Annotated in this window: 18 protein-coding genes, 16 tRNA genes and 1 rRNA gene; all 35 read right to left on the minus strand. The window is 48.9% G+C overall.

Annotation, left to right across the window (positions count from 1 at the left end):
• Window positions 1-69: 69 nt before the first annotated feature.
• Window positions 70-2502, minus strand: coding sequence for a heavy metal translocating P-type ATPase (locus tag D3P07_RS04715; RefSeq protein WP_259391340.1), 2433 nt, complete (start codon window positions 2500-2502; stop codon window positions 70-72).
• Between the two features lie 30 nt (window positions 2503-2532).
• Complete coding sequence (locus D3P07_RS04720; protein WP_119798897.1) at window positions 2533-2733, minus strand: copper ion binding protein; 201 nt, start codon at window positions 2731-2733, stop codon at window positions 2533-2535.
• 142 nt (window positions 2734-2875) lie between these two features.
• Window positions 2876-3871 carry an NAD(P)/FAD-dependent oxidoreductase gene (locus D3P07_RS04725; RefSeq protein ID WP_119798898.1) on the minus strand — a complete coding sequence of 332 codons (996 nt, stop codon included), beginning with the start codon at window positions 3869-3871 and terminating at the stop codon, window positions 2876-2878.
• 33 nt (window positions 3872-3904) lie between these two features.
• Window positions 3905-4138 carry a ferredoxin gene (locus tag D3P07_RS04730; protein ID WP_119798899.1) on the minus strand — a complete coding sequence of 78 codons (234 nt, stop codon included), beginning with the start codon at window positions 4136-4138 and terminating at the stop codon, window positions 3905-3907.
• 187 nt (window positions 4139-4325) lie between these two features.
• Complete coding sequence (locus D3P07_RS04735) at window positions 4326-4529, minus strand: heavy-metal-associated domain-containing protein (protein ID WP_119798900.1); 204 nt, start codon at window positions 4527-4529, stop codon at window positions 4326-4328.
• 27 nt (window positions 4530-4556) lie between these two features.
• Window positions 4557-5177, minus strand: coding sequence for an NAD(P)/FAD-dependent oxidoreductase (locus tag D3P07_RS04740; protein ID WP_182914179.1), 621 nt, complete (start codon window positions 5175-5177; stop codon window positions 4557-4559).
• On the minus strand, window positions 5150-5305 hold the full coding sequence (locus D3P07_RS27850) for a metal-sensing transcriptional repressor (RefSeq protein ID WP_119798902.1): 156 nt from the start codon (window positions 5303-5305) through the stop codon (window positions 5150-5152). Before D3P07_RS27850 ends, D3P07_RS04740 begins: the two co-directional genes overlap by 28 nt.
• A gap of 108 nt (window positions 5306-5413) precedes the next feature.
• Window positions 5414-5746 (minus strand): metal-sensitive transcriptional regulator, encoded by a 333-nt coding sequence (locus D3P07_RS04750; protein ID WP_119798999.1) that lies wholly within the window; start codon window positions 5744-5746, stop codon window positions 5414-5416.
• A 190-nt stretch (window positions 5747-5936) separates the two neighbouring features.
• Window positions 5937-7382 (minus strand): MFS transporter, encoded by a 1446-nt coding sequence (locus D3P07_RS04755; RefSeq protein WP_259391341.1) that lies wholly within the window; start codon window positions 7380-7382, stop codon window positions 5937-5939.
• 323 nt (window positions 7383-7705) lie between these two features.
• Window positions 7706-8437 (minus strand): glutamine amidotransferase, encoded by a 732-nt coding sequence (locus D3P07_RS04760; RefSeq protein WP_119798903.1) that lies wholly within the window; start codon window positions 8435-8437, stop codon window positions 7706-7708.
• 60 nt (window positions 8438-8497) lie between these two features.
• Window positions 8498-9808, minus strand: a complete 1311-nt coding sequence (locus D3P07_RS04765) for an ArgE/DapE family deacylase (protein WP_119798904.1) — start codon at window positions 9806-9808, stop codon at window positions 8498-8500.
• A 92-nt stretch (window positions 9809-9900) separates the two neighbouring features.
• On the minus strand, window positions 9901-10410 hold the full coding sequence (locus tag D3P07_RS04770) for an ureidoglycolate lyase (protein WP_119798905.1): 510 nt from the start codon (window positions 10408-10410) through the stop codon (window positions 9901-9903).
• Between the two features lie 27 nt (window positions 10411-10437).
• Complete coding sequence (locus tag D3P07_RS04775; RefSeq protein ID WP_119798906.1) at window positions 10438-11469, minus strand: autoinducer 2 ABC transporter substrate-binding protein; 1032 nt, start codon at window positions 11467-11469, stop codon at window positions 10438-10440.
• Window positions 11470-11474: 5 nt separating this feature from the next.
• On the minus strand, window positions 11475-12419 hold the full coding sequence (locus tag D3P07_RS04780) for an ABC transporter permease (protein WP_119798907.1): 945 nt from the start codon (window positions 12417-12419) through the stop codon (window positions 11475-11477).
• Window positions 12416-13378 carry an ABC transporter permease gene (locus tag D3P07_RS04785; RefSeq protein WP_119798908.1) on the minus strand — a complete coding sequence of 321 codons (963 nt, stop codon included), beginning with the start codon at window positions 13376-13378 and terminating at the stop codon, window positions 12416-12418. The genes D3P07_RS04780 and D3P07_RS04785 overlap by 4 nt, the downstream gene beginning before the upstream one ends.
• A complete protein-coding gene (locus tag D3P07_RS04790; RefSeq protein WP_119798909.1) occupies window positions 13375-14886 on the minus strand; it encodes a sugar ABC transporter ATP-binding protein in 1512 nt (503 codons plus the stop codon). The genes D3P07_RS04785 and D3P07_RS04790 overlap by 4 nt, the downstream gene beginning before the upstream one ends.
• A gap of 128 nt (window positions 14887-15014) precedes the next feature.
• Window positions 15015-15950: a ribokinase gene (gene rbsK / locus D3P07_RS04795; protein WP_119798910.1), complete on the minus strand. Its 936-nt coding sequence runs from the start codon at window positions 15948-15950 to the stop codon at window positions 15015-15017.
• A 16-nt stretch (window positions 15951-15966) separates the two neighbouring features.
• The gene (locus tag D3P07_RS04800; protein ID WP_119798911.1) at window positions 15967-16989 is read right to left on the minus strand and encodes a LacI family DNA-binding transcriptional regulator; all 1023 of its coding nucleotides are present in this window, start codon (window positions 16987-16989) and stop codon (window positions 15967-15969) included.
• Window positions 16990-17815: 826 nt separating this feature from the next.
• Window positions 17816-17897: transfer RNA gene (locus D3P07_RS04805), tRNA-Leu, on the minus strand.
• A 34-nt stretch (window positions 17898-17931) separates the two neighbouring features.
• Window positions 17932-18008: transfer RNA gene (locus tag D3P07_RS04810), tRNA-Arg, on the minus strand.
• Window positions 18009-18022: 14 nt separating this feature from the next.
• Window positions 18023-18096: transfer RNA gene (locus tag D3P07_RS04815), tRNA-Cys, on the minus strand.
• A 7-nt stretch (window positions 18097-18103) separates the two neighbouring features.
• Window positions 18104-18178: transfer RNA gene (locus D3P07_RS04820), tRNA-Gly, on the minus strand.
• Window positions 18179-18184: 6 nt separating this feature from the next.
• Window positions 18185-18259: transfer RNA gene (locus tag D3P07_RS04825), tRNA-Gln, on the minus strand.
• Window positions 18260-18291: 32 nt separating this feature from the next.
• Window positions 18292-18367: transfer RNA gene (locus tag D3P07_RS04830), tRNA-His, on the minus strand.
• Window positions 18368-18387: 20 nt separating this feature from the next.
• Window positions 18388-18461 (minus strand) — tRNA-Trp (locus D3P07_RS04835).
• A gap of 7 nt (window positions 18462-18468) precedes the next feature.
• Window positions 18469-18552, minus strand: a tRNA-Tyr gene (locus D3P07_RS04840).
• Between the two features lie 3 nt (window positions 18553-18555).
• Window positions 18556-18631, minus strand: a tRNA-Thr gene (locus tag D3P07_RS04845).
• A gap of 19 nt (window positions 18632-18650) precedes the next feature.
• Window positions 18651-18726: transfer RNA gene (locus tag D3P07_RS04850), tRNA-Phe, on the minus strand.
• 14 nt (window positions 18727-18740) lie between these two features.
• Window positions 18741-18817: transfer RNA gene (locus tag D3P07_RS04855), tRNA-Asp, on the minus strand.
• Between the two features lie 35 nt (window positions 18818-18852).
• Window positions 18853-18929, minus strand: a tRNA-Met gene (locus D3P07_RS04860).
• Window positions 18930-18946: 17 nt separating this feature from the next.
• Window positions 18947-19022, minus strand: a tRNA-Val gene (locus D3P07_RS04865).
• A 67-nt stretch (window positions 19023-19089) separates the two neighbouring features.
• A tRNA-Glu gene (locus D3P07_RS04870) sits at window positions 19090-19164 on the minus strand.
• Window positions 19165-19168: 4 nt separating this feature from the next.
• Window positions 19169-19259 (minus strand) — tRNA-Ser (locus D3P07_RS04875).
• 3 nt (window positions 19260-19262) lie between these two features.
• A tRNA-Asn gene (locus D3P07_RS04880) sits at window positions 19263-19338 on the minus strand.
• A 123-nt stretch (window positions 19339-19461) separates the two neighbouring features.
• Window positions 19462-19625: ribosomal RNA gene (locus D3P07_RS04885) — 23S ribosomal RNA — on the minus strand; the annotation flags it as partial.

Below are 19625 nucleotides of genomic sequence, written 5' to 3' on the forward strand. Positions count from 1 at the left end.
CCTCCTTACTTAGTATCAACTATGAAGGGTACAGTATTGGACTTCCCTTGGTGCTGAAATTGACCACTTTTAGTTTCGAACCTTTACACGCTGAAGCCGAAGCGCGTTAAGAACAACAGAAACCGAACTCAATGCCATCGCTGCACCGGCAACCCACGGTGCTAACAAACCAATCGCAGCAATCGGAATCCCTAGCGTATTATAACCAAGCGCCCAGACCAGGTTTTGCTTAATATTTCTCATGGTCTTGCGGCTCATGTATATCGCTTCAGGAATGCTGGACAGATCGCCGCGCATAAGGGTGACATCCGCAGCTTCCATGGCGACATCTGTCCCTGTACCGATTGCCATACCAACGTCTGCCGTCGCAAGGGCCGGCGCATCGTTGATACCGTCTCCGACCATCGCTACTTTTTTGCCCTGGGCTTGCAGTTTTTTCACTTCTTCCGCTTTTCCTTCAGGCAGCACCTCAGCGCGTACATGGTCAATACCCACTTGAGCAGCGATCGCCTTAGCCGTCCGCTCATTGTCGCCTGTGATCATGATGACCTGAATTCCCATCTCTTTCAGACGGCTCACTGCCGCTTTCGACGTTTCCTTAATCGTATCCGCCACAGCAACCATACCTGCATACCGATCATCAATCGCAACCAGCATCGCAGTTTTTCCTGACTCTTCCAAGCGAGACATCGGTTCGTACGCTGCCTTCGCGTTAACTTCATACTTTTCCATCAAGCGGCGCGTACCTATCAGCAGCTGCTTCCCTTCTACAACAGCCTTTATTCCAAATCCCGGAATGGCCTCGAACGATTCTGTTCTCGGCAGCTCGATATTTCTTTCCTGGATGCCTGCCACGATTGCCTCCGCAAGCGGATGCTCCGAATTTTTCTCAGCCGCGCCGACCAGTCTGAGGAATTCCGACTCATTGCCTTCAGCAACTACATCTGTCAATTCCGGCTTGCCTTTTGTTACTGTACCGGTTTTGTCGAGAATGATCGCATTGATCTTGTGGGTCTGCTCCAGATGTTCTCCGCCCTTGAACAAAATACCGAGTTCAGCCGCTCGTCCCGATCCCGCCATGATCGATGTCGGGGTTGCCAATCCAAGCGCACATGGGCAGGCAATGACGAGAATGGCAATTGCTTTCTCCAAAGCTCCTGCGAAATCACCGGGTGTGACGAGGAAATACCACACCAGGAAAGCAACCACAGCGATGCCAACCACAATGGGAACAAATATGCCCGAGATGACATCCGCAACCCGTTGAATTGGCGCTTTGGAGCCTTGCGCTTCTTCTACAACTTTAATAATTTGCGCAAGCGCCGTTTCCTTGCCGACTTTTGTTGCTTTAATTCGAAGAATACCGTTTTTATTGATCGTGGCCCCAATGACCGCATCTCCGGCTTTCTTCTCCACAGGGAGACTTTCGCCCGTCAGCATGGATTCATCTACCGACGATACGCCTTCAAGCACTTCCCCATCCACCGGCAGCTTATCCCCCGGTCGGACAAGAACGACATCGCCTACGATAACTTCATCAACCGCAATGGTCAGCTCTTGGCCATCGCGAATGACCAAAGCCGTTTTCGCTTGCAGCCCCATCAAGGATTTGATCGCTTCGGAGGTCCGGCCTTTCGCGTTTGCTTCAAAAAGTTTCCCCAGAATGACGAGCGTAATCAGAACCGCACTTGTCTCGTAGTACAAGGAAGGTCCATGATGCATGCTGTCGCCCATCGCGAACCAATCGAGGGTCAAGTACAGGCTGTAGAAATAAGCAGCCGAGGTTCCAAGGGCAATCAGAACGTCCATATTCGCACTGCGATTGCGCAGCGCCTTATAGGCGCCTACATAAAACTGTGCACCAATATAAAATTGCACCGGGGTGGCCAAAATGAGTTGGACCCAAGGATTCATCAGGAAATCCGGCATGTACATCCATGAGGTGAACGAAAAGTGAGCCACCATCGTCCATAACAGCGGTAAGGAAAAAATCGCCGAAATGACCAATTTCCGTTTCTGCCGGCGTATTTCATTCAGGCGATGGTCGCCTGCCTTTTGATTCTCCTGCTTGATCATGGCTTTATAGCCAAGCTTTTTGACCTTGTTTTGCATATCCTCGACCGAGACATCGCCTGATGAATACTCCACGCGAGCCGTTTCCATCGCGAAGTTTACCGTCGCATTTGTAACGCCGGGCAGCTTGCTTAGTCCCTTTTCGATTTTGCTGGCACAAGCAGCACATGTCATGCCCTCGAGGTTAAACTGCGCAACCTCCGTGACGGTGCCGTATCCAAGCTTTTTAATGGTTTCCTCTAGATTCTTTCGATCGACTTTTGCCGGATCGAACGTTACATTCGCTTTCTCCAAAGCAAAGTTGACGTTAGCTGATGAGACCCCCTCCATTTTATTGAGGCCTTTCTCAATTCGATTTGCGCAAGCCGCGCAAGTCATACCCGTAATTTGCAAAGTGGATTGCTTATTCTGAGCGGCTGTTGATTCCACATTGATTCACTCCCTCATTATCCATTGACCTTACATCACGTCGTATCCCTGATCTTCTATAGTTTCCTTAATAATCTCTATTGTTAGTTGATTTTCATCGAACGACACATCCACCGAATTGTTCTTAAGATCAACCTTTCCTTTGGCCCCAATTTCTAAAAGCGCACCTTCTATGGAATGAACACAATGCTGGCAGCTCATACCTTCAACTTGAAGTGTGATGTTTTTCATTTCCCTTCATCTCCTTCGTTCTGATTATAGAATACCCCTCTACCCTATACTAAGTCAATACCTATCTTATAGCTCTAGCTCTGTACCTTTCTTCGGAGCCGTATTCGAACTGCCCTGTTCGAGGGCATCATACCCTCTTGGCTTACAGCTTCATATTGCTGCTATGTCCGGGTGACAGCTTGGCTTCCGGATCGATGTATACTTTCGCGTTATTGACGGCGGTCGGTGCTTCCCCAAAGCCGACGGCGATCAGCTTCAGCTTGCCCGGATAAGTTGTGATATCTCCGGCCGCGAAGATGCCCGAAATGTTCGTCTCCATCTTCGTATCGACAACGAGCGAACCGCCTTCGACGACAAGTCCCCACTCTCTGATCGGTCCCAGGGAGTTGATGAAACCAAAATTGACGATAACCTCGTCGACATCGACCAGCATCGTCGCTTGGGTCTTCAAGTCGGTCAGCTCAACCCGTTCGATGCGTTCCTCTCCGTGAAGCGCTGTAATCTCGGTCGGCACGACGATGTTGACTTTGGATTGTATCAGCATTTCGACGCTATGCTCATGAGCCCGGAATTTATCGCGGCGATGAACAAGTGTCACCCGCTCCGCGATCGGCTCAAGCATCAGCGACCAATCCAGCGCGGAATCACCGCCTCCGCTAATGAGCACTTTCTTGCCGCGGAATCGCTCCAGATCACGGATGAAGTAATGAAGATTCGAATTCTCGAAACGCGCCGCTTCCGGCAGTTCTAGTCTGCGAGGCTCAAAGGCTCCGACACCTGCAGTTATGATGACGGCTCTCGATTGGTGAACAGCGCGATCTGTGATGATCTCAAACGATCGTTCGCCGAGCTTGCGTACAGCGAGTACCTTCTCCTCAAGCCTGACGTCGGTTAGGAACAGCTCCATCTGCTTCTTTAAATGGTCGACGAGCTCCTGGGCTTTCACTCTAGGGAAGCCGGCCACGTCATAGATGTACTTCTCTGGATACAAAGCGGAGAGCTGGCCGCCGAGCTGCGGCATACTCTCTATTAGAGTAACCGACATCTTTCTCATGCCGCCGTAGTATGCGGCGAACATGCCGGAAGGACCGCCGCCGATAATGGCTACGTCCGAGTTCGTGATGATCTTATCGTACATTCTTATACCTCCGAAGCGATTCTTTTCTTGACGTTAGGTGAATGGCTGGTCAGAAATCTTGATTGAATCTGTCGGGCAGCCATCTTGCGCATCTTGCAGCTCTTCCCACAACATCTTATCGATCAAAGAGATCCCGCGATTATCGTCTCCCTCGAAGATAACGTGAGCCAAACCCTCATCGTCGTAGTCGAAAATATCGGGCGCCGCAGCCCCGCATGCGCCGCATGCAATGCAAGTTTCCTTTTCCACCCATGTATATTTGGCCATCTATAACTCTCCTTAAGCATTGATCACGATTGATTGGCAAGACGGTCGCTATTCTGGATTATTATTTAACAGTGAAGCTCTGTATCATTTGGCAAACCCGGTCGAGCTTCGACCGGGTTTGCTCTTTAAACCACATATAAACTTTTCTATATAATAGCGTTTGGCAAGATTATAGTCATTGCAACTGTCACACCAGAACGTTATAGCCCTTTTTACGTATGACTTCCTCAATATCGGAAATCTGTACTTTTTCTTCGTCAAACCGAACTTCTACCGTGCCTTGCTCCACATTCACGCGGCCTTCAGCCCCGATTTCATTGATCGCACTTTCGATTCTAGGAACACAAGAACGGCAAGTCATACCTTGTACTTGAACGGTTGCCTCTGTCATTGCTTTCACCTCCTCTCATCGGATTACTTAATCTGCGATCCGTTGCAGCTGCTCAAGCGAGATCCGATTTACGAATTTGCTGAACTTTTCCTTGCCTTTTGCATGCCCCTTATAAAAATCAATGATGGCCGTCACAGCGGGAATAAGCTGGTCTTCCGTGATTCCTGAACGAAGTAATTTGGCGAAGGAGGTTTTAAGCCCCTTTGGTTCACCGCCAACATAAATATCAAACTTATCACGCATTTTGATAACGCTGATGTCCTTAATCAGCGGTTCGCTGGTACCTAATGCACAACCGGCATAGCCGATTTTTAGCGGTGTAGGTGTTTCGATGCCAGCTATTGCTTTATTCAAGGTTGTTGCCGTCTCAAGCCCCGCTTCTTCGGCACCTTTACAGAAATTGCACGCAATTAGGCTTTTGGTTACAAACCCCGCAGGATTCACTTCAAGACCATTACGCTCAAGCTCTTCCTTGATTGCTTCCCTTTGTTCGATCGGCACTTCTGCATAAAGCTGTTTGAAGGTGGTCATTTCCACTTTGGCATCTGTTCCTAAGATTTTGCCGATTTGTACAAGTTGGTTTGGCGTGAACAAGCTGCCGCCAAGTTGAATCACTGGGCTTATGGCAATTTTGACTGTTTCCCCCACAATTCTTCCTCTCCTTCGTTCAAACTTAGCGAACATGCATCCCGTTCCATATACCTCTGTACTCCGCGAACCTGTCCTTCCATTCGATTCAATCTCGTCTGGATAGAGAGTATTTCTTTCTCATCCACTTCCTTGAAGTAGTATACCCCTCCACCCTATATATAGTCAATATAAAATCACAGTACCCCTCTACCCTATACAACGGAGTAAAGAAAAAGCAGCTGCGCTGCCCGACCTTATTTTATTAATTTGTTCATGGTTACCATAAGCTCTGTTAACACCTCGGAGTCCCCTTCTTGGATCCGCTCGATGACGCAGCTTTTGAGATGATGCTCCAGCAAGAGCTTTCCGACCCCATTCAAAGCCGATTGTACTGAGGAGATTTGGTTCAGTACGTCATCACAATACGTATCTTTTTCAATTAGCCCTTTAATGCCGCGTACTTGCCCCTCGATCCGATTCAATCGGCTTATTAAACTGTTTTTTACTTTATCCGAATGATGACTTTTTCTTGCTTCTCCATCAGTCGAGCAGCAATTCGAATCAATTTCGCCTTCACGTTCAAGCATTTCTGTATCTACGTTCAATTGAGTCGCCTCCTTTACAAATGATTATACTATACCCTCCTACTCAAAAAGTCATTACAACCTACCCCTTACCTCTATAAAAAGGCTTTATGAATCTGTAATATACTGAAAGATCCATTGATGATATAGCAAGCTCCAGCCAAATCCAATTCGGCTGGAGTGAATATTTTCGTTACATAGCTGCAGGCCCGCTTGTTTCCCCCGGCTTAGGAGAGCGGATAAACAGAATGGCCAGGATAGCACCTGCGAAAGCGAGGATCCCTGACCACAGGAACGCTTGCTGGAATCCTTCGTTCAATGCAGTAACCGGATCAGCACCAGCATGGGTAGCGGAAGCTGTACTTGCTGCAGCAATCGCAGCCATGATGGCCAGACTTATCGCTGAGCCGATCTGATAGCTTGTATTGGCAAGGCCGGATGCGAGCCCTGCCTCTTCTGGCTTGGCTCCCGACATGGCAGCCATGGTAGCCGGAATATAAGCAAGCGACATACCGAGTGCGCCTAGCAGTGCGGCTGGAAGTACATGTATTGCGAAATGACCATTAACCGGCGTGTTTGTTGCGAAAAGTAATAACGATCCTCCAAGGGCTATCAATCCGATGACCAAATTGGCTTTCACGCCAAACTTTCCGATCAATTTGCCGGAAATGAACATCATACAGATAGCAGTGAGTATGGTCATAGGTAACAAACCGAACCCACCTGCTAAAGCAGAAAACTTCAATACTTGCTGCATATAGAGATTAAGGAAAAACCATAACGGAATCCATCCGGCGGACAGCATAATGAGTGCGATATTACCTGCAGCCAAGTTTCGCGTCTTAAAGATCCCGAGCGGAACAAGCGGTTCTTTCTTTACGGCCTGAATGATCAAGAACAGGATAAACAATACGGCCCCCGAAATTAGTGTCCATAAGGTGGTCGGTGCACCCCATCCATTGTGTTCTGCAGTAACAATGCCATAGACCACCAATACCAATGCTGCTGTTACGAAGATAGAGCCGATAACATCGATGCTTCCTTTTCTTCGTTCCCCTTTCGATAAAACTGCAGGGGCTACAAGCATGGCGAGGATGCCGACTGGTATGTTAATCAGAAATGTCCATTCCCAGCTTAACCACTCGGTTATGACACCTCCTAGAAATACACCAGCCGATCCGCCGGCAGCAGCCGAAGCGCCCCAAAACCCTAATGCTTTACCTAACTCTTTGGGGTTACTACCAAACAACAACATGACTATGGTTAATGCTGAAGGGGCAATTAAGGCGGAACCGAATCCTTGCATTGCACGCCCGATGTTAAGCGACTCCTCGTTCCAAGCCATGCCCGCAAGCAAAGAGGCTAACGTTAGGATCGCAAATCCCCACATGAACATGCGCCGCTGCCCAAACAGATCGGACATACGACCACCGAGTAACAACAAACCGCCAAAGAAAATGACATATGCATTAAATACCCATTGCAAATTAGCCTGTGAATATCCTAGAGCTTCTTTTATTGCTGGCAGCGCAACCCCAATAATCGAGGTGTCCATAATAACCATAAAATTTGCAAGGCATAACAAAACCAGTGCTTTCCAACGCCTTGGATCGGGTTGAGAAAGAGCTTTATTCATCATAAGTATACTCTCCTTATACAGTATCTTTTTTAAAAGCCTGTTCAGTCCGTTTCCCGCCCCCGAGGAGAGGGCGGGTGATACTACCGATAATCGCCCTAATAATTTGGGATACCATTTTGCTCCGACGGCCGTCAAAAGCGAGATCAAAGTGGTTCCAAAAATTTCACTTACGGACATTTATATAGTATAGCCCCCTATGGTATATTGTCAATTCATTTTTAGTCCCTCTCTTCTTGATCATGAACCATATACATGAAAATAGCGCCTGCTGGCATCGAGCCAGCAGGCGCCTGTTTTGGCGTACACGAATATTTATTGCTCCATTATTTCAGATACTTGATAAGCTTGGACCAAAAAGCCGAATAATGCTCCCAGTTCATAAACTCCAATGATCCCCAGTGCGGCGAACAATCGCTTGCAAACGCCGCCGTCTTTCCTTCGCCGTAGGTTCCAACCGTCAGAATGGCATCGCCTCCATGGCTTAGCAGTTCCTCCGCCCCCGGCTTGGCGGACAATTTATTATAACCCAGCAGCCTTGGCCATTCTCCCAAATCGTTCACCAGTGAATGCGGCTGAGATACGACTGGCGAGAAGCCGCTTGGCATCTCCACCCGGTCATCCTTATCCATCATGACAACCGGCAGCACATCGGCCAATATCGTATTTCTGTAATTGGCTTTTCCTTCGATCCCCATGAAGGTCAGGTAACCGCCAACCATCAGCAGGCCGCCTCCTTCTGCGACATATTGCTTGATTAGCTCAAGGGCATCCGGAATAATTTGCATTTGATAGAAGGTTGGATTTTGGAGCTGGAATGTGTTGGCCCCTACGTCGCTTATCACAATTGCATCATAGGCTTTGAGCTCTTCCAACGATTGAGGAAAGCGCACCTGCACTTCATGCGCAGGCATATAGGTGACGTCAACTCCCTCCTGACGCAGACAGGACAGCAGATAGGTTGCTCCCTCCTCGTACTTGGTCGAGGTAAAGCTGTCATAGCCTTTCGTATGAATCATATGCACTACCCAGGATTCGCCAACAAATAAGATTTTCATCCGTTCAAGCACCTCCGTATTTTTATATCACCAGGCCTGAATGGCCGTCTTGGTCCAAGTTTAGGCTTCCTCGATTTCACACCAGTCCACAATCGTCTTGGCAATCATCTTGACCGCCTGAATGACTTCATCCACAGGTGTAAATTCGTCGCTATGATGGGCAAGGCTTGGGTCCCCAGGACCAAAGTTAACAGTCGGAATGCCGACATTCACCGGCCAGCCCATATCGGTATGGAAGCCCAGGCCTTCAATCTTCCCTTCCTCTCCAATAGCCTTCAAGGATTGTACACAGGTCTGAACAAAGGGATGAGCCACATCCGTTTCCGCACAATCGGCATCCACCAGCCATTCGATTTCCGGCATATGCTCCCGCAGCCAAGGATCTGATTCCGATACCTCGCGCAGAAAGTCCGTTAATTCCTTCTTAACGTTGCCGCCTACGAGCTTCTCGTCACGCTCCGATGGCAAGTATTGCGCGTTGAATACGATTTCTGCCTCATTCGCGAAGGAGGTCGGATATTCCCCAGCGTTTAATTGCGCGACATGCACCTGACAAGGGATGGCCAAGTAGGGATGAGTCTTGCTGGCAGCCCACTGCTCATTCAAGCGGTCCAAATGCTCCAGAATAAATCTTGCTTTCTTAATTGCATCCACCGCGCCGCCGTCCTGCCAATCCGCTTGCGGCATCTCAATATGTCCGCTGCGGCCTTGAATTTTGATTTTGCCCCATAGGATCCCCCGGCAAAGCGGAGCGATCGTTAGCGAGGTCGGCTCCGTCAAAATGCAAGCATCCGCTCGATAGCCATGGTGGATGAAATCAAGCGCCCCCATGCCTCCCGCTTCCTCATCGACGACCGTGCCGACGACAACCGGCCCCTTAAGCTTAAACCCGCTGCGAAGAATCGCTTCGACGGCCATAATCATGGCGGCGACTCCGCCCTTCATATCAACGGTGCCGCGGCCGTACATCTTCCCGTCGATCACTTTGCCCTCGAAGGGATCGACCGTCCATTTTGAGCCTGCCATGACGACGTCAATATGACCAAACAAGAGCAGTGACTTGCCTTCCGTTCCTTTGCCAAACGTAGCCGCCAGATTGGGTCTGCCTGTAAAATCTCTTCCCGGATAATAGCCCGCCATGCCTTCATATTGCTTCAGCTCATCAGCGACGGGCTCCCAAATCTCGATGTCCGCACCCAGCTTCTCCAGCTTACCGGCAAGAAATTGTTGAAGGTCCTTCTCTTTGGATGGCGCCGGTTCCTCAAAGAACCAGGGATTGACGCTAGGAATTTGAATGAGCTGCTGTAAAAATTGAATAATTTCATCTTGATGATTCTCGATCCATTCCATCACTCTCTGTTCTTGGTTCATCTCTCTCTCTCTCCTTTTGGGAAGCACTCTCCTGATACAGCATGAATCCGCTGCTGCTGTAAGCAAGCGTATCAGGGGCCGTGCCTGCTCGCTTATTCGAATCGAACGGTGCTGCCGCCCACAAAATCAACCCACGGATTGATCATCTCATCGCCGAATTTATCCTTCTTCTTCTCAATGCCGAACAAATAGCGCGCGTCGTCCGATGCCGGGTAGGCCGGGCTATGCCAGACCCCCCGGTTGATGACGATAGCTTGACCGGGCTTGATTCGGAAGCACTTGACGGTGGATGGATCAGGGCTTTCATCCGGATCGTCAATGTCGCTGCATATAGCTACAGGCTGTACAATCTCACGATCAAAGGTAAGCAGCATCTCCTCCCGGCTGACATGCCTCTCCATAGCCGTGACGACAAATTCGCGTCGCTTGGTGATCACAAGGCCAAATCCGATGGGCTCCCATACGTCCAGCATTTGAACATAGCTCCAGCAATCCCACCCGTCCCCGGATTTGGAAGGTTCAATCGCCGGGATATCCACTACTTTGCCATAGGGCGCAAAAGCCTCTTCCGACAAATCCTCTATCTGCACCTTATACTCCATAAAGCCGCCTCCTATCAGGGGGTTATATTAGAAATCAAAGCTGTCCACATTATCGTTCGTGACTTCAAGCGTGCCAATAAATACACTTTGCCCGTCTACCTTCACAGTCCCTACTGTCGGAATCTCCATGCCGTCCTTGATTTCCTTGCCTTGGGCCAGTTGATCCAGGATATAGACCGTTACGTAAGCCAGCTTGCCCGGATCCCAAATAATATCTGTTTTGATCGTGCCGTTCTTGATGTAATTTTTTACGACGCTCGGCACGGCAATGCCTGTAATGGCCACTTGGTTTTTCTCCAAAGTGCCTGCCTTTACAGCCTGCTCCACGACTTCCGCGGCAGCTGGCGGTTCGCCGCCTGCAAATCCGATAATGCCCCTCAGATCAGGGTAGGTTTGAAGCAGGTTTTGCGCATTGGCATACGCCTTCTGTTGATCGTCATCGCTCGCAACGGTCGTTACGACCTCAATATCCGGATAATTGGCTGCAAAATAAGCTTTAGCCGCATTGGATTTGGCAATCTGGTTTTGTGAGCCAAGACCGGCTACCATGAACGCTACCTGTCCTTTGCCGCCGATTTCCTCTCCGATCGTTTTGGCCAGAAGCTCCCCGATTTCTTGGTCTGTAGCAGGAGCGACATAATATTGGCGGTCTGTGTCCGGCGCGTCACTGTCCCAGGTCACAATGTTGACGCCTTGGCCTGCCGCTTTCTTGAACACAGGGCCTACCGCTTTCGCATCATTGGGCGATACACCGATGCCGCTTACTTTCCGGGTCAGCATATCCTGAATCATATTAATTTGCTTGGAGGAATCCGCTTCTGTCGGTGCATTGAACAGAACCTTTACATTCAAATCCGCTTCCGCTTTCTTCGCGCCTTTCTCAGCCGCCGCCCAATAAGCAGGACCGATGGACTTGGGATTCATAAAGTAAGTTCTGGATCCCGAAGCTCCCTGATTCGTTTTGCCTCCGTTATCCGTTTGGTTCCCGCCTGTACTTCCGCATGCTGCCAAATTCAAAGCCAATACACCCGTCAGTAACGTCAATGCCAGCTTTTTCATAGGTTTCACTCTCCATTGAATTTTTTGTTTCCTACAGCAAGCAGAAGCAATGCCCCTAATATAACTGCCTGATAAAGCACGGATACACCTAATAGATTCAATCCATTACGCAAAAACACGATGATCAGCAGTCCGACAAACGTGCCTGAAAGACTCCCCCTCCCTCCAAAAATATGTGTGCCGCCTATCAGAGTCGCTGTAATCACATCCAGCTCTATATTGGTACCCGATGTCGCCTCTGCGCTTGCCAGACGCGACACCAGAAATATACCCGCCAAGGCCGAAAACAATCCGCTAAGCATAAAGAGGATAAACCGGATGCGTACGACCGAGATGCCGGAGTAGCGGACAACCTCTTCATTGTTGCCAATGCCGTACACATACGTGCTGAATCTTGTTTTCTTCATGACAAAGCTGGCCAGAAGGAACATCACCACAAGGAAAATCGCATTAACCGGAATGCCGCCGACATACTGCTGGCCCATAAAGTAGAATGCATCCGGAAAGCCGCTAATGGGTCTGCCCTGATTGATCACATAGACCAGACCCCGCAGCATCACGAGCATGCCAATGGTGACGACAATCGCCTGCATGCGGTGCCTTGCGATCAGATAGCCGTTAACCGCCCCGCACAGCAAGCCAGCCAGCAGCCCAATGATCACGCTGATCCATATATCGAGGCCCCGCTCAAAGGCAACTCCCATGCTTACAGCAGAGAAAGCGAGAATGGAGCCGACCGAAAGATCCATCGCACCGGATATGATAATCATGGTCATCGGAATGGCGATCAGCCCTACTTCAACCATCTGGTTCAGCACATTCATAAAGTTGGTGACGGTCAGGAAATAGGGAGACAAGAAGCTGAACAGCACGATAATGACGAGCAGCAGCAGCATTTGAACGATTAGCTTATTTCCCTTAAGCGGGAACCGGCTTGTCCATGCATTCATACCAAATCCCCCTCTTTCCCTTTGTTTTGCCTTATGCGTTGCAGCGTATTAATGACAATTGCCAGAATAATCAGAAAACCAGTTGCAGCACTAACCCAGAACGGAGAAACCTTGGATATAATGAGCCCGTTTTTGACAATGCCCATAAAGAGCACGCCCAGCATCGTTCCGGCTATCGTACCGACGCCGCCAAATATGCTTCCCCCGCCGATAAGAACGGCTGCCATGACTTCAAACGCCAAACTGCTGCCTGCTGTCGAGGCTTGTACACTCCCTACCTTGGCTGCAAAAATAACCGAAGCGATCCCGACCAGCAAGCCGGTTAATACATAAACCTTAAACTTGGTCCGGGCGACGCTGATTCCCGCAAGCTTGGCTGCCGGACCGTTCCCTCCAATGGCGTAAATTCTTCGGCCCATGCGGGTGAATTTCATTAAATAGATGAAGATCGCAATGAGAATGACGGCTATGAGCAGCGGAAAGGAAATGCCGAGCAAATACCCTTGTCCGAAGAATCGAAATCCTTCCGGAAAATTCGTCATCCAGGTTCCTCCGCTGATGCCAACCGCAATGCCCCGGAAGATGTACATGGTGGCCAACGTGACGATGATGTCCGGTATCTTCCTTACCGCGATGAAATAGCCATTGACCATGCCGCATAGAACCCCGATGCATATCCCCATAGCGGCTGCAATCCACGGATGAATGCCATTGCTGAGAAACAATCCGACAGAAGTCGCTGTCACAGCCAGCACAGAGCCGACTGATAAATCCATGCCCCCCAGAAGAATGACCAAAGTCATCCCGATTGCCACGATAAACATGGTGATGTTCTGATCCAGAATCAGCCTCATATTTTCGAATTGCAGGAAGTCGGGAGAAATGATCGAGAACAACAGCGTAACGAGAATGGTAAATAAGATAATAGGCGCTTCATGCACATTTAGCAGGCGTTTCATAAAAGGCCTCCTTCTGAGAGCGGATGTGAAGCACGCTGCAGCAATTGTTCCTGATCTGCCTCACCATGTGCAAATTCATGTACAACCATGCCTTTGTACAGCACCAGGATCCGATCACTGAGTCCAATGACCTCCGGCATTTCGGACGATATCAGCAGGATGCTCAAGCCTTCCTCGGCCAGTTGATGAATAATGTTGTAGATTTCCGCCTTCGCTCCGACATCAACTCCCCGAGTCGGCTCTTCCAGAATCAGAATATCCGGGTTCGTGGCAAGCCATTTGCCAATCACGACCTTTTGCTGATTGCCGCCGCTCAGAAAGTCTACGCTTTGTCTGTCACTGGGCGCTTTAATCCGAAACTTCTCCATATACTCCTGGCTCATCCCTTTTATTCGCGCCTCGTCCAGCACCGTGTACTTTGAAAGCTGGGGCAGCATCGGGATTGATAAATTTTGCCGGATGGACATCGGTTTAATGATGCCTTGACGGTGACGATCCGGCGGAACATAAGCAATCTTCTTTGCTTTGGCCTGGCTCGGACTATTGATTTTCACTGCTGCGCCGCGAATGGTGATCTCACCCGTTCCCCGCCTTAGACCGAATAATCGCTCGGCAATCGTATGCGTGCCCGAACCCGGAACACCGAACAGCCCTAATATCTCTCCCTTTCGCAGCTCAAATGAGACATTATGCGCGGAATCGAGCGACAACTGCTCCACCTTCAGCACAACCTCTTGATCGTGCTTCTGCTCCCTAACCGGATATAGCTGGCCGACCTCTTTGCCAACCATCATTTGAATCAAGCTCTGTTCGGTAACCTCTTCGATCCCCCGGGTATCAATCTTGGCGCCATCTCGCAGCACCGTTACCTTATCCGCAATTTCAAATATTTCCTTCATGCGGTGGGAAACATACACGATAGCTACACCTTGCGCCCGGAGCCGGTTGACCACATCAAACATTTTTTTCACTTCGTTTTCCGGGAGCGCTGCCGACGGTTCATCCATAATGAGCACATCCGCTTTAAAAGACAGCGCTTTTGCAATTTCGATTACTTGCTGGCTGTGGACCCCTAGATGCCGGACCTCCTGGCGGACATCAATTTCACCTCCCCCAATGGAATCAACCAAACGCTGCGCCTCGTCATACATTTTGGACCATTGTATCCGTCCGAATCGGCCCACCATTTCCGGCCGGTCGATAAATATATTTTCCGCGGCTGTCAAATTAGAGAACAAATTGAATTCCTGATGGATAATGGACACGCCTTGCCGCTGAGCGTCAAGCGGGTTGCCGAATGTCACTTCATTGCCCTTCAGTCTGATCGTTCCTTGCGTCGGTGAATATACGCCGGACAAAATTTTCATCAGCGTAGATTTACCTGCTCCATTCTCCCCCATTAGCGCATGAACCTCGCCCGGATACAGCTCAAAGCTAACATCGGATAACGCTTTGACCCCTGGAAACTCCTTGCTAATGCCTTCCATTCTCAATACCGGATGCCTCATCGTTCGACCTCCTATTCACCTTACCGGGTTGCTTATTGGATAACTTTAACAAGACTAAGCGTTAAATCGTAAAAGTATGAGAATACAGGTGTTCCTTTTCAGAATAGAAACCCCGTATATTACCTTTTTTACAGCAGTCTTATTGTCCTATTGTTCTCCATTGTAAGAAATGATTGCACCTGATCCTCTGTCGGAATCGAGCTTTGGGCACCTGGTTTAGATACAGCCAGCGCCGATGCTGCTGTTGCGTAGCGCAGACAATCGCGCAGCCCTGTCCCCGTTACATATTTAGCTGCGAACGCTCCGATGAAGGTATCTCCGGCCGCTGTCGTATCCACTGCATCAACTGAAAATGAGGGAAATGTGATTTGCTTTCCGGATTGGTCCATATAGATCGAGCCTTTGCTTCCTAAAGTAATAATAAGATGAGGAATGCCGTCATGAAGCAATATCTGTCCAGCCTCCAGCGCCTGGCTGCTTCCTTCAATGCGGATGCCGCTTAGCGCCTCCGCCTCTACCTCATTCAGAATGAGGAAAGTGACCTTGCCCAGTTGGCTCTGGTCAAACCCGGCAATTGGTGCGGGATTCATAAATACCGGAATGCGCTTCTCCGCCGCTTTATCCAGCAACCTTTGATTGGTTTCAGATGATATTTCATTTTGCAACAAAATGACGTCGAAACCAGAAAGGTCCAGTTTGTCGATCTCATCCGCGCCATATATACCATTAGCGCCTGAAGATAAGATAATGTTGTTCTCGCCAGCTCCATCTACTGTGATCAAGGCAATACCTGTCATACACGGCTTCTCGGCCACATAATCCAGATCAATCCTATCCTCACCCAATCCCCTGCGTATGTCGACGCCAAAGGAATCCGTGCCCAATCCCCCAGCCATAGCGACCGAAGCTCCCGATCGGGAGGCGGCAACCGCCTGGTTCGCCCCCTTGCCTCCAATAAAGAAACGGGTTTCATTGCCCTGTATCGTTTCGCCGGGAATCGGGTGACGCTCAACCTTAGTGACAATATCCATATTCATGCTGCCCACTACCAAGATCCTCGCCATGGCTCTCCCCCCAGTATTACTCCTTCAGTCTTTTGACTGAGCCGAATTTCTTCAATTCCACATCCAATATCATTTTTTTCAGCTTCGTCCGTTCTTTAGGCTCTCCCTTGATTTTTTGAATGAGCATTTCCGCCGCTTGAATGCCCATATCTCTTGTCGGTCTGCTCACCACGGTCACTCTTGGCTGCACGAACTGAGCAAGCTCGTTATCATCAAAGCCAATTAAAGATATATCCTCCCCGATTCGGAGATTCAAGTCGCGTATCGCTTTAATCGCGCCCGTGCAGATGACGTTGTTAGCCGCAAATATGGCTGTCGGCGGCTGCCCGGATTGCATAAGCTCCATCGTAAAACGGTAACCGTCCTCTTCCAGCCAATTCCCCTGCTTATGATAGGCAGGATCGGGTGTCAGGCCGCCTTCATGCATAGCTTGACGATATCCCCAATAACGGTCCTTGCCGTCGTTAAAATCATGAGCCCCGTCTATAATGGCAATACGTTCATGACCGTAGTCTACGAAGTGCTTGGTCGCTTCGTAAGCACCGCGGAAGTTATCGATTAGGACTCCGTCGTGGCCACAATCGTTAATATAACGGTCGACTAGGATCGTAGGCTTGCGAATATTCCGGTAAAACTCTGCATCCCTATGCGTACCGATTAAGATGATCCCATCTACATTCTTCCCAAGGAAGCTTTCAAAAAACTCTTCCTCCTCCGCTTCATCGCTATTCGTAGCAACGACTAGAGTGGTGAAGCCTTCCTTCTTGGCTACCTCTACCATACCGCCAATGACTGCGGTGTAGAAGGGATTCTGTATCTCCGGCACCACGACGGATAGCATGTTGGTTTTTTTACTGACCATCGATGCAGCCATCGTATTCGGCACAAAGTTCATCTCTTCGATTATTTTGAGTATTTTCTTGCGAGTGGCTTCACTTACGCGATCCCGTCCATTCATTACTCGGGATACCGTAGCTACGGATACATTTGCTTGCTTGGCTACGTCCTTGATTGTGATTTCCTTGTTCGTCTTAGCCACCCCCCTTCCTTTAATTTAATGTCATAACGTTTTCTCAATATTTCCCTTTGATAATAAACGATATTAGTTCACTTTTCCACTCTTAGAATGTAAACGTTTACGCAATTTCTGATTTTATTGTAGTTCATGATCAATCAGATTACAATAGGTTTTTTCGAAAAATCTAAAAATAAAACGTTTACATTCATTATATATAACCTATTGTGTTAGGTGTCTGTTCGTTTTTTTAATAAACCTTATGATTTATTTGAAATTATGTTATATCTCCTTACATAAAATCGAACATTTTATTGCTAGTGGAATAGCAATAGGAAATATTTTACGACTTTCATTAGAATATAACTGTTAGTTACTCCTCTAAACAAAAGAGGTGCTGACCTATAATTTACTAACTAAAGACTTCTCTTTATAACCTTTTCTTTGTTAAAACGTTTACGCATATTGATTCGTCATGCGAATTTTTAGAGGCATTTACGTAAACACATTCGTCATCTATTCTTGCATGACAGATCTCAGAAGACTGCTGTTCGCAAAATCCTTGGCAAGAGCTATATGATAAGACCTACGAACGGGAATTGCACCATGCCATACAGCTTTGATCACAGCTTTGATCCAAACTGTCTACTCAAACGCCATAAAACGTCGTATAGCCTCTTATTTAAAGGAGATAGGTATTTGCCATGAGAAGCAGAACGAGGGTATCAGGAGGTTGTATGAATGCGCTGAGGAGGTCAAAGGGGCCATTAGCTTAAATAATGGAGCAAGTGTCCAAAATACAAAAAAGTTCATTAGACATATGATCTAATGAACTGTTGATTAAATTATGTGGTGCCGGTGAGAGGACTCGAACCTCCACGGTTTCCCTCACGATTTTGAGTCGCGCGCGTCTGCCATTCCGCCACACCGGCACAAGATATAGGATTGCTGTTTTTGAAAATAAAATGGCGCGGCCTAAGAGATTCGAACTCCTGACCTTTTGATTCGTAGTCAAACGCTCTATCCAGCTGAGCTAAGGCCGCACACTATGATTTTGTGGAGGCGCCACCCAGACTCGAACTGGGGGTAGAGCTTTTGCAGAGCTCTGCCTTACCACTTGGCTATGGCGCCAAAAAAATGGAGCGGAAGACGGGAATCGAACCCGCGACCCTCGCCTTGGCAAGGCGATGCTCTACCGCTGAGCCACTTCCGCATGTAATGGCTGGGGATTCAGGGATCGAACCTGAGAATGACGGAGTCAAAGTCCGTTGCCTTACCGCTTGGCTAATCCCCAACAATATATTTGGTTTCTGTTAAGGTGTATAATGGGGCGATCGAGGGGAATTGAACCCCCGAATGTCGGATCCACAAACCGATGCGTTAACCACTTCGCCACGACCGCCATGGAACACCTTATGAAATTGGCAGGGGCAGCAGGAATTGAACCCACACCAAAGGTTTTGGAGACCTTTGTTCTACCTTTAAACTATGCCCCTAGGTAAATGGTGGAGGATGATGGATTTGAACCACCGAACCCGAAGGAAGAGATTTACAGTCTCCCGCGTTTGGCCACTTCGCTAATCCTCCATGTGGTGCCGTCGAGAGGACTTGAACCCCCAACCTACTGATTACAAGTCAGTTGCTCTACCAGTTGAGCTACAACGGCAAATTCAATTATTGAAAAATGGTGGCTCGGGACGGAATCGAACCGCCGACACGAGGATTTTCAGTCCTCTGCTCTACCGACTGAGCTACCGAGCCTAATGATGATATAATGGCGGAGCTGACGGGATTCGAACCCGCGGTCTCCTGCGTGACAGGCAGGCATGTTAGGCCTCTACACCACAGCTCCACATCATATGTACCCGGATATCTCCGATGGTATTTTGGTTGCGGGGGCAGGATTTGAACCTGCGGCCTTCGGGTTATGAGCCCGACGAGCTACCGGGCTGCTCCACCCCGCGTCATTAAAAAGCAATTATGGTGGAGGATGACGGGATCGAACCGCCGACCCTCTGCTTGTAAGGCAGATGCTCTCCCAGCTGAGCTAATCCTCCATGTTGAGCGACTTTTATATCTTATCATATTTCTCTATAAGATTGCAAGTCTTTTTTGAAAAAAAGTTGGTGACCCGTAGGGGATTCGAACCCCTGTTACCTCCGTGAAAGGGAGGTGTCTTAACCCCTTGACCAACGGGCCTTACTGGCAGAGAGGAAGGGATTCGAACCCTCGATACGCGATTAACGTATACACGATTTCCAATCGTGCTCCTTCGACCACTCGGACACCTCTCTGTATGGCTCCCCGAACAGGACTCGAACCTGTGACAACTCGATTAACAGTCGAGTGCTCTACCAACTGAGCTATCAGGGAATATGGCGTTTTTCGCTGGATACGCTTCCTGAATCGCTTCAGAAAAGACACAACCATGCATTTCAAGATGTTTTGCACCTTGAAAACTGGATACGAAAGTAACTGTTGAATCATCCTTAGCAGTAGGATAAGCCCTCGACCGATTAGTATTCGTCAGCTCCACACATTGCTGTGCTTCCACCCCGAACCTATCAACCTCGTCGTCTTCAAGGGGTCTTACTAATTGGGAAATCTCATCTTGAGGGGGGCTTCACGCTTAGATGCTTTCAGCGCTTATCCCGTCCGTA

Source organism: Paenibacillus sp. 1011MAR3C5 (assembly GCF_003591485.1).
Lineage (GTDB): Bacteria > Bacillota > Bacilli > Paenibacillales > Paenibacillaceae > Pristimantibacillus.